Below are 9,640 nucleotides of genomic sequence, written 5' to 3'. Positions count from 1 at the left end.
CTTCGCCGATGAAGCGCAGGGTGATGTGCAACTGATCGTCGCTTTGCCAGCGGGCGCCCTCCACCCCGCCCATCAGGGACAGGAGGTTCGCGCGCTGATCGGCGGGCGGGCGGATGGCGACGAACAGGCGGTGCATGGCATGGATATAGGGGCGGCCGCCGGTTATGCCACAGGCTTCAGGACGGATCGGGCCTGCGCAGGGGGTGGCGCGCGGCATGCCGGGCATTTTGCGGGCGCGGATATTGGTTGTTTCGGCCACGTCTTGCTTCCGGTTCGGCACGCCATCGGCGGATGGATGACCGTTCGGGGCGGGCAGGCGGGTTTGGCTTGAAACCGGCGGCGGATGGGCCGATAATAGGGATGTCGGCGATAATGCCGACGAAGGAGAAGATTTTCATGGCCAACTGGTCCGACCCCCGTTCCGGCATAGCGGGCTTTGGCGGTAATGCTACCGCTGCGCGCGGCGAGGCGTTCGACGCCGGGCTGCGCCGTTACATGCTGTCGGTTTACAATTATATGGCGAGCGGCGTGCTGCTGACGGGCATCGTCGCGCTGCTGTTCGCGTCGAGCGGCCTTGCCTATCAGGTGCTGGCAGGCCCCGGCATCCTGAAATATGTCATCATGTTCGCGCCGCTGGCGTTCGTCATGGTGCTGAGCTTTGGCGTGCATCGCCTGTCGACCGCGACGACGCAGATGCTCTATTGGGCCTATGCTGCGGTGATGGGCCTGTCGCTGTCGTCGATCTTCCTGGTCTATACCGGCACATCGATCGCCCAGACTTTCTTTGCGACGGCGGCGGCTTTCGCGGGGCTGAGCCTGTTCGGCTACACCACCAAGAAGGATCTGTCGGGTTTCGGCACGTTCCTGATCATGGGTGTCGTGGGCCTGTTGGTCGCGAGCCTGATCAACCTGTTCCTGAAATCGAGCGCGATGGACCTGGTCATCAGCGGCGTCGGCGTGCTGTTGTTCGCGGGCCTGACCGCCTATGACACGCAGAAGATCAAAAGCATCTATGCCCATGTCGCGGGCACCGACATGATGGGCAAGTCGGTGGTGATGGGGGCGCTGAACCTCTATCTCGACTTCATCAACATGTTCCTGTTCCTGCTGCGCTTCATGGGCGGCAATCGCGACTGATCGTGGCGAGGCAGAATGGAAAAAAGGCCCGGTGGATCGATCCGCCGGGCTTTTTTTAATGCAGGGGAGCGGCGTCAGCCCTGTTTCTGCATGTCGGCGATCAGGGCGTTGTCGATGTCCTTTTGACGGCGATAGGCCGGGCGTTCGCGCAGGCGGGCGGCATAGGCTTCGAATGCGGGCCGGGACGGGATGCTCTTGAAGCTGAGGCCCCAGTCGACCTGCGCGCCGACATAGACGTCGGCCGCCGTGAACTGATCGCCGCAAATCCATGCATCGCCCGATACTGCGGTTTCCAGCGCATTGATCGCGTCGTCGAAGCTGCCATAGCCCGCCATGCGTTCACGCCCTTCGGGCACGGCGAAGCCCAGCGCCCTGTTGGTGACGGCGGCCTCCACCGGGCCTGCCGCGAAGAAGAGCCAGCGATAATAGGCGTGGCGGTCGGCAGGCGCGGGGGCGAGGTTGGCGGCCGGGAAGGCGTCGGCCAGATAGGCGCAGATGGCGGCGCATTCGGTGACGGTGTGGCCGTCATGGACGATGGCGGGCACCTTTCCCATCGGGTTGATCGCGCGATAATCGTCGGCCTTCATGCCGGTGCCATAGTCAAGGATCACCGTTTCATAGGCCGCGCCGACCTCCTCCAGCATCCATCGGGCGATCTGACCGCGCGACATGGGGTTGGTGTAGAAGATGATGGACATGGGGGCTCTCCTTCATGATCGGGCGGAACTAACCCTGCTATCCTGTGAAGCGCAGCCCGTCCAGCGGGCGGCGCAGCGGGATGGGGAAGGGATAGAGGATCGCGCTTACAGGGCTTATCGTAGTTCGCTGATCTGCTGGCGCGCGTTTCTGGCCTCCGTGCAAAAATTCATGGGCATCGCGGCAGCGCCGTTCGAGCGCTTGGACGGCATCCTCCCATTGCTGCACGACATAGGGATCGCCGGCGATGGCTTGGGAGAATATCTGTCTTCCCGATTGGGGGGGGGGATGCGGGCTGGCGGAGGTGAAAGGGGCGCGCAGTCCGACCCATGACGGGGGCGCCGCGCTCTCCATGTACCAAGGAAGAAGAACAGGGCGGCCCTTGGGACCAGCGCGCATCCCATCGCAAATCTCTTCATGTTGGTCACGATGGTCCCCTTGATTGAAGCTCTGGTCTGTGCATTGAATGCCAGAGAATTCACGCATTAATTCGGCATCATTTCTTTGTTCGTCTGGCCGGAGCCTGTCGAAGTTTGTCTTGAACGCCAAGGGGAGCGTATTTCTTCTAATCTCTCGTCCAAGAGAAGGTAGAGGCTTCGACAGGCTCTGGCCGACCGGATTTCATTCAAGGCGTGATGCCCCAGCCGATCATGCCGCGTGCGGATATTGGCATTTGCGGCGCGGACGGTCCGGCGCGCGGCAATGATCGATATGGAATGGGGCAGGGCGCTGGGGCCTGTCATATAAAAAGAGCGGCCGTTTCGGGCCGCCCTTTTCTGTATCATCATGTCTGAAGGCGCCTATTTGGTACCTTCGGCGGTCTTCGCCTTGCCACCCTTTTTGCCCTTTTTAGGGGCTGCCGGGGTGATCTGGAAGGCCAGCGCCTCATCCTTCATATGGACATGGACTTCGCCGCCATGGACCAGCTTGCCGAACAGCAGTTCCTCGGCCAGCGGCTGCTTGATCTTTTCCTGCATCAGGCGGCCCATCGGGCGGGCGCCGTAGAGCTTGTCATAACCCTTGGCGGTCAGCCACTTCTTGGCATCTTCGTCCAGCGTGATGTGGACGTCGCGGTCGGCCAGTTGCAGTTCGAGTTGCAGCACGAACTTGTCGATGACGCGGGCGACGATTTCCGGCGGCAGATAGCCGAAGGGCACGATCGCATCGAGGCGGTTGCGGAATTCCGGGGTGAAGAGCTTCTTTACCGCGTCTTCCTGAACATCCTCACGCGTCAGTTCGCCAAAGCCGATCGATTCCTTCGCCATGTCCGACGCACCGGCATTGGTGGTCATGATGAGGATGGTGTTGCGGAAATCGACGGTCTTGCCGTGATGATCGGTCAGGCGGCCATTGTCCATCACCTGCAACAGGATGTTGAACAGGTCGGGATGCGCCTTTTCGATTTCGTCGAGCAGCAGGACGCTGTGCGGATTCTGATCGACCGCGTCGGTCAGCAGGCCGCCCTGATCATAGCCGACATAGCCCGGAGGGGCACCGATCAGGCGGCTAACCGAATGGCGTTCCATATATTCCGACATGTCGAACCGCTGGAGCGGGATGCCGAGCAGGGTCGCAAGCTGGCGCGCCACCTCCGTCTTCCCCACGCCAGTGGGACCGGAGAAGAGATAGTTGCCGATCGGCTTGTCGGGATCGCGCAGGCCCGCGCGCGACAGCTTGATCGCGGACGACAGCACTTCGATCGCCTTGTCCTGACCGAAGACGACGCGTTTCAGGTCGGTGGTCAGCGATTCCAGCACACTCTTGTCGTCGGACGACACGGTCTTGGGCGGGATGCGGGCCATGGTCGCGATGACCTGTTCGATCTCCCTGGGGGTGATCGTCTTCTTGCGCTTCGACGGCACCACCAGCATCTGCATCGCGCCGACTTCGTCGATCACGTCGATCGCCTTGTCCGGCAGCTTGCGATCGTTGATGTAGCGCGCCGAAAGCTCCACCGCCGCCTTGATCGCGTCAGGCGTATATTTGACGTGATGATGATCCTCGAACGCGGTGCGAAGGCCGGTCAGGATCTTGATCGTATCCTCGATCGTGGGTTCGTTGACGTCGATCTTCTGGAACCGGCGCAGCAGGGCGCGGTCCTTTTCGAAATGATTGCGAAATTCCTTGTAGGTGGTCGAACCGATGCAGCGGATCGTGCCGCCCGACAGAGCGGGTTTCAAAAGGTTCGAGGCATCCATCGCGCCGCCCGACGTCGCGCCAGCGCCGATCACCGTGTGGATTTCATCGATGAAGAGCACCGCGTGCGGCATTTTTTCCAGTTCAGTGACGACGGCCTTCAGCCGTTCCTCAAAATCGCCGCGATAGCGGGTGCCGGCCAGCAGCGCGCCCATGTCGAGCGAGTAGATGACCGCTTCCTTGAGGACGTCGGGCACTTCGCCTTCCACGATCTTGCGGGCGAGGCCTTCCGCGATCGCGGTCTTGCCCACGCCCGGATCGCCGACATAGAGCGGGTTGTTTTTCGACCGGCGGCACAGGATCTGAATGGTGCGGTCGACTTCGGCGCTGCGGCCGATGAGCGGATCGACCTTGCCCTTGCCCGCCTTGTCATTGAGGTTGACGGTGAACTGTTCGAGGGCGCTGTCCTTCTTGGCCTTTCCGTCCTGCACCTTCTTTTCCTCCTCGGAAGCGCCCTTGGTTTCCTGACGCTCAGGCGCGGGCGTGCCCTTGCCGACGCCGTGGCTGATGAAGCTGACGGCATCGAGGCGGCTCATATCCTGTTGTTGCAGGAAATAGACGGCATAGGATTCGCGTTCGGAAAAGAGCGCGACAAGCACGTTGGCGCCGGTCACTTCATCCTTGCCGGACGACTGGACATGCAGGATGGCGCGTTGCACGACGCGCTGAAAACCGCTGGTGGGCGAGGGGTCGGACGCGCCCTCAACTTTCAGGCTGTCGAGTTCGGTGTCGAGATAATGGGTGACCGCGTCGCCCAGTTCGCCCAGTTCCACGCCGCACGCCTGCATCACCTTTGACGCATGTTCGTCATCAATCAGTGCCAGAAGAAGATGTTCCAGCGTGGCATATTCGTGCTTGCGCTCGGACGCGTGCGTCAGCGCATTGTGCAGCGTGGTTTCAAGAGCGGGTGCGAATGAAGGCATGTCTGTTCTACTCCTGGCCCCCCATAGGGGCGGTGTTGAACCTAATGTCGGCATTGCTCGACGCCGGATCAAGGCCGTGGCCATGCCCAGCGGAATTGCCTGACTGCCACAGCCCGATGGAGCCTTTACAGGCGCAGGGGGCAGGGCGCGGGTTCATCGCCTGAATAACGCCTCAGCACTTGCCTTATGGTTAACGGCGTTTTCCTTCGTCCTTTTGATACGCGCGATTTCCGCTTCCAGAGCGGCGATGCGCGCGTCCAGTTCGGACATGGACAATGGTCCCAAATCCTGTTTCAGCAGGCGGGCCAGCGGATCATCGCCTTTACGCGGCAGATCGTCATCCAAGTCCATGGATAGCAATGTTGACCCTGCGGGCCACTCTGTCAATAAGGGCGAAAGGTCCACCCGTTAATTTCCGGTGCGGCGCAATATGGTTAACGGCAGGGGGCAGTAAAATGGCGGATTTGGGCGCATTCCCGGAAGAGATGACGGCTGTCGCGATTCCGGAGCCGGGCGGCCCCGAAGCGTTGGTCCCGCAACAGCGCAAGGTGCCCGTGCCGGGACCGGGCGAAGTGCTGATCAAGGTCGCCGCCGCGGGCGTGAACCGGCCCGATGTCCTGCAACGACTGGGCAAATATCCGCCGCCGCCGGGCGCTTCGGACATTCCGGGGCTGGAGGTCGCGGGCACCATCGTCGCGGCCGGGAGCGGCGCGGACAAGCTGATCGGGCAGAAGGTGTGCGCGCTGCTGGCAGGGGGGGGCTATGCCCAATATGCGGTGGCGCCCGCCGGCCAGTGCCTGCCGGTGCCCGACGGTTATGATCTGGCGGAGGCGGCCGCGCTGCCCGAAACATTGTTCACCGTGTGGACCAACCTGTTCGAGCGCGCCTATGTGGTGGAGGGCGACACGGTGCTGGTCCATGGCTGCACCAGCGGTATCGGCACGATGGCGATCCGCCTGTGCAACCTGTTCGGCGTCAAGATCATCGTCACCTGCGGGTCGGAAGAGAAATGCGAGGCGGCCAGGGAATGGGGCGCGGACCATGCGATCAATTACCGGACGCAGGATTTCGTCGAGGAAGTGAAGGCCATCACCGGCGGACAGGGCGCGCAGGCGGTGCTGGACATGGTGGGCGGCGACTATCTGCCGCGCAACCTCAATTGTCTGGCGGAAGACGGGCGGCATGTGTCGATCGCGGTGCTGGGCGGAGCGAAGGCGAACATCTTCATCCCGGCCGTCATGACGCGGCGGCTGACCATCACCGGATCGACGCTGCGCGCGCGGTCGGAAGGGTTCAAGAGCCTGGTTGCGGACGAACTGATGCGCAATGTCTGGTCGTTCGTGGCGGACAGAACATTGCGGCCCGCCATGGACCAGCGTTTCGCCCTGACCGACGCGGCAAAGGCGCATGCGCGCATGGATGCGGGCGAGCATTTCGGGAAGATCGTGCTGGTCGCGTAACGACAGGGTTTACCAGATGCTGAGATCGGACGGCTAGCGATTCCCGATAGATAAGACGGGGATTTGCAAAATACCTATTTTCGCTAACTGATACGGGACAGCAAGGGCGCGACGGCCGTCGAATATGGTCTGATCGCGGCCCTGATCGCCGTTGCCGCCATGGGCGCGATGACGACGCTGGGCACGAAGCTCAACCGGACTCCACCAATGTCAGCGGCAATCTGAAATGACGCCAGCGGGGCGGCGGATGGCGGCCCGGCCAGGGTGAAACCGCGCAAAATGTAGCATTTCCGTCATATTCGGTGCGGAGTTGTAACATAGCGGCGCTAAGGATTCGCTCCCAAGGACATTGATCTTTGGGGATCGTATCATGAACGCCATCACCCGCCTGCCATTCCTCAGCGATGTCGAGGACGGCGTGGACGACCGTTTCCACATTCCCGAACGCGAAGGCAAGAGGCGCCGGTATCGCACCATCTGGATTTCCGACATCCATCTGGGCACGCGCGGATGCAACGCGACGATGCTGATCGATTTTCTGGACACTGTCGACAGCGATACCATCTATCTGGTCGGCGACATCATCGATGGATGGCGCCTGAAAAAGCGGTTTTACTGGCCCGCCAGCCATAATGACGTGGTGTGGCGCCTGATGAAGCGCGCCAAGCGCGGCACGCGCGTCGTCTACATCCCCGGCAATCATGACGAAATGTTCCGCCAGTTCACCGGCATGAGCTTTGGCGGCGTGGAAATCCGTCGCAAGGCGATCCATATGACGGCGGACGGGCGCAAGCTGCTGATCCTGCATGGCGACGAATTCGACACGATCATGCTGGCGCATCGCTGGCTCGCCTTTGTCGGAGACGCGGCCTACACGACGCTGATGCGGCTGAACGTGGTGGTCAATGCCGTGCGCCAGCGCATGGGGCTACCCTATTGGTCGCTGAGCAAGATGGCCAAGCACAAGGTCAAGAACGCCGTGTCCTTCATTTCCCGGTTCGAGGAAGTTGTGGCGCATGAAGCCGGGGCGCGGGGCGTGGACGGCGTGGTGTGCGGCCATATCCACAATGCCGAGATGCGCGAAATCGAGGGCATCCAATATTATAATGATGGCGACTGGGTGGAAGGATGCACCGCACTGGTCGAACATGCCAACGGGCAGATGGAAGTGCTGCATTGGGCCGACGAGATCGCCAGGCGCGAACGCGCCGAACAGGGAGCACAGGCGCGGATCGCGGCCTGAGATTGCCTTTTCGACCTGACGAGAGGTCAGTCCCATGCGCATAGCCATCGTCACCGACGCCTGGACCCCGCAGGTCAATGGCGTCGTGCGGACGCTCCAGACGATCCGCGATGAGATGGAACGGATGGGGCATGAGGTGAAGGTGATTTCGCCCGATCTCTACGGGTCGATCCCTTGTCCGACCTATCCCGAAATCCGGCTGGCGCTGGTGCGGTCGTCCGTGGTGGGGCAGGCCATCGCCGCGTTCCAGCCCGATGCGGTGCATCTGGCGACCGAAGGGCCGCTCTGCCTGGCCGCGCGCCGCTGGTGCCTGCGCGGCAAGGTGCCTTTCACCACCGCCTATCACACGCATTTCCCCGATTATGTGGCACAGCGCACCGGGCTGCCCGCATCATGGTTCTGGCGCTATATCCGCTGGTTCCATGGCCCGGCGCAGGCGGTGCTGGTGTCCACCCGGTCCGTGCGCGATCAGTTGCGCGCCCATGGCGTGCCCAATGTGCGGCCATGGGGCAGGGGCGTGGACCTGACGGCCTTTACCCCCGACGCCGTGCCGCCTGCCAGCTTTGCCGACCTGCCGCGTCCGATCCAGCTTTACGTCGGGCGCGTCGCGGTAGAGAAGAATCTGGAGGCGTTCCTCAAGGCCGATCATCCCGGCACGAAGGTGGTCGTGGGTGACGGCCCGGCGCGCGCGGCGCTGGAGCGCGCCTATCCGCAGGCGCATTTCATGGGGCCGATGTTCGGACAGGCGCTGGCCGGAGCCTATGCGGGGGCGGATGTGTTCGTCTTTCCCAGCCGCACTGATACGTTCGGGCTGGTGATGATAGAAGCGCTGGCATGCGGCACGCCGGTCGCGGCCTATCCGGTCACGGGGCCGGTCGATGTGCTGACGGGGGAAACGGGCGTGATCAGCGAGGATCTGGAACAGGCGATCGCCGGGGCGCTGGCCTGCGACAGGGCGGCCTGCGCGGCCTATGGGCAGAGCTTCAGCTGGGAACGCAGCGCGCACGAATTTCTGTCCGGCCTGCATGCGATACCGGCGGACCTGATCGAAAACGCAGCCTGACGCCGCCTGACGGGGGCGGCGGCGTCGATTTTCATGCCGGATTTCCTTGCCCGGCGGGCCATGATGTTCTATCTCTGATCCGTCGTGGCCGCCCTGCTTGGGCGGCCCTTATCGTTTTTACGCCGGAGAAGACCCCGTGTCCCAGCCTCTCATGCCCCACGCGACCGCCAGCTGGCTGGTCGACAACAGCGCTCTGAGCTTCGACCAGATCGCCGAGTTTTGCGGGCTTCACATCCTGGAAGTGCAGGCGATCGCCGACGACACCGCCAGCATCAAATATACCGGCCGCGATCCCGTCCGCGCCCATGAAATCACCATGGACGAAATCCACAAGGGCGAAGCGAACCCGGACTATAAGCTCAAGATGCTGAAGGGACCGGAACCGGTCCGTCGCACCAAGGGGCCGCGCTATACCCCGGTCAGCAAGCGTCAGGACAAGCCGGACGGCATCGCATGGATCCTGCGCAACCATCCCGAAATTTCGGACGGCGCGATCGGCAAGCTGATCGGCACCACGCGCACCACCATCGCCGCGATCCGTGACCGTACCCACTGGAACATCAGCAACATCACGCCGAAAGACCCGGTGACGCTGGGCCTGTGTTCGCAGCGCGAACTGGATGCGCTGGTCAGCAAGGCCGCCAAGAAGGCCGGTATCGAGGCGCCGACCGATTCGCGTCTGGACGGCGACCGCGAGGCGTTGATCGAGGAACTGCGTCGCGAGCGTCAGGACGCCGCGCGTCGCGCCGAAGAGGCGCTCAAGAGCGAAGCAGGCTTTATTTCGGGCGCGGCCACCATCCTCGACCCGTTCAGCAACAACAAGGGCGAAGTATAAAGCCGTAACGTCATTTGCAGTCGGCCCTGCGCCGGTGCGATGCGACATATTGCAAGGGGCGCGCGGTTGCGATCGCGCGCCCCTTTT

The 9,640-nt window shown here is 62.5% G+C and carries 9 protein-coding genes and 1 pseudogene; 6 read left to right on the top strand and 4 right to left on the bottom strand.

All coding sequences use genetic code 11. The features are described from left to right. Window positions 1–259 (bottom strand): 2'-5' RNA ligase family protein (locus ACOJSJ_RS11420; RefSeq protein WP_420145100.1); only part of this gene is annotated, 259 nt, incomplete at its 3' end. A 137-nt stretch (window positions 260–396) separates the two neighbouring features. Between ACOJSJ_RS11420 and ACOJSJ_RS11415 the strand changes: the two genes are divergently transcribed. Beyond that, window positions 397–1,137 carry a Bax inhibitor-1 family protein gene (locus ACOJSJ_RS11415; protein WP_420145099.1) on the top strand — a complete coding sequence of 247 codons (741 nt, stop codon included), beginning with the start codon at window positions 397–399 and terminating at the stop codon, window positions 1,135–1,137. 74 nt (window positions 1,138–1,211) lie between these two features. Here the strand turns inward: ACOJSJ_RS11415 and ACOJSJ_RS11410 are convergent, their stop codons facing one another. The 3 genes from ACOJSJ_RS11410 to ACOJSJ_RS11400 form a co-directional block, all read right to left on the bottom strand. After that, window positions 1,212–1,835 (bottom strand): glutathione S-transferase family protein, encoded by a 624-nt coding sequence (locus ACOJSJ_RS11410; RefSeq protein WP_420145098.1) that lies wholly within the window; start codon window positions 1,833–1,835, stop codon window positions 1,212–1,214. 798 nt (window positions 1,836–2,633) lie between these two features. Beyond that, entirely contained in the window at window positions 2,634–4,952 is a 2,319-nt protein-coding gene (clpA, locus tag ACOJSJ_RS11405; protein WP_420145097.1) for an ATP-dependent Clp protease ATP-binding subunit ClpA, read from the bottom strand. Between the two features lie 153 nt (window positions 4,953–5,105). Further along, window positions 5,106–5,303 (bottom strand): DUF1192 domain-containing protein, encoded by a 198-nt coding sequence (locus tag ACOJSJ_RS11400; protein WP_420145103.1) that lies wholly within the window; start codon window positions 5,301–5,303, stop codon window positions 5,106–5,108. A gap of 104 nt (window positions 5,304–5,407) precedes the next feature. Here ACOJSJ_RS11400 and ACOJSJ_RS11395 point away from each other — a divergent pair, with 104 nt between their 5' ends. The 5 genes and pseudogenes from ACOJSJ_RS11395 to ACOJSJ_RS11375 all read left to right on the top strand — a co-directional run bounded on the left by ACOJSJ_RS11395 (window position 5,408) and on the right by ACOJSJ_RS11375 (window position 9,553). Further along, window positions 5,408–6,412: an NAD(P)H-quinone oxidoreductase gene (locus ACOJSJ_RS11395; RefSeq protein WP_420145096.1), complete on the top strand. Its 1,005-nt coding sequence runs from the start codon at window positions 5,408–5,410 to the stop codon at window positions 6,410–6,412. An 87-nt stretch (window positions 6,413–6,499) separates the two neighbouring features. Further along, window positions 6,500–6,642: pseudogene (locus ACOJSJ_RS11390) on the top strand (Flp family type IVb pilin). Window positions 6,643–6,782: 140 nt separating this feature from the next. Continuing rightward, window positions 6,783–7,655, top strand: coding sequence for a UDP-2,3-diacylglucosamine diphosphatase (locus ACOJSJ_RS11385; protein WP_420145095.1), 873 nt, complete (start codon window positions 6,783–6,785; stop codon window positions 7,653–7,655). Between the two features lie 34 nt (window positions 7,656–7,689). Further along, a complete protein-coding gene (locus tag ACOJSJ_RS11380) occupies window positions 7,690–8,718 on the top strand; it encodes a glycosyltransferase family 4 protein (RefSeq protein WP_420145094.1) in 1,029 nt (342 codons plus the stop codon). A gap of 151 nt (window positions 8,719–8,869) precedes the next feature. Next, the gene (locus ACOJSJ_RS11375) at window positions 8,870–9,553 is read left to right on the top strand and encodes a DUF1013 domain-containing protein (protein WP_420145102.1); all 684 of its coding nucleotides are present in this window, start codon (window positions 8,870–8,872) and stop codon (window positions 9,551–9,553) included. Window positions 9,554–9,640 lie beyond the last annotated feature (87 nt).

It is taken from the genome of Sphingobium sp. (genome assembly GCF_048594625.1).
Classification (GTDB): Bacteria; Pseudomonadota; Alphaproteobacteria; order Sphingomonadales; family Sphingomonadaceae; genus Sphingobium.
The sequence above is the reverse complement of the archived record's forward strand: the minus strand, read 5'-3'. Positions and strand labels throughout refer to the sequence as shown.

What these genes read in the sequence shown, in the direction of transcription:
- clpA (WP_420145097.1), bottom strand. Translation starts at nt 4,952, where the DNA reads ATGCCTTCATTCGCACCCGCTCTTGAAACCACGCTGCACAATGCGCTG.
- ACOJSJ_RS11415 (WP_420145099.1), top strand. Translation starts at nt 397, where the DNA reads ATGGCCAACTGGTCCGACCCCCGTTCCGGCATAGCGGGCTTTGGCGGT.
- ACOJSJ_RS11410 (WP_420145098.1), bottom strand. Translation starts at nt 1,835, where the DNA reads ATGTCCATCATCTTCTACACCAACCCCATGTCGCGCGGTCAGATCGCC.
- ACOJSJ_RS11375 (WP_420145102.1), top strand. Translation starts at nt 8,870, where the DNA reads ATGCCCCACGCGACCGCCAGCTGGCTGGTCGACAACAGCGCTCTGAGC.
- ACOJSJ_RS11385 (WP_420145095.1), top strand. Translation starts at nt 6,783, where the DNA reads ATGAACGCCATCACCCGCCTGCCATTCCTCAGCGATGTCGAGGACGGC.
- ACOJSJ_RS11380 (WP_420145094.1), top strand. Translation starts at nt 7,690, where the DNA reads ATGCGCATAGCCATCGTCACCGACGCCTGGACCCCGCAGGTCAATGGC.
- ACOJSJ_RS11395 (WP_420145096.1), top strand. Translation starts at nt 5,408, where the DNA reads ATGGCGGATTTGGGCGCATTCCCGGAAGAGATGACGGCTGTCGCGATT.
- ACOJSJ_RS11400 (WP_420145103.1), bottom strand. Translation starts at nt 5,303, where the DNA reads ATGGACTTGGATGACGATCTGCCGCGTAAAGGCGATGATCCGCTGGCC.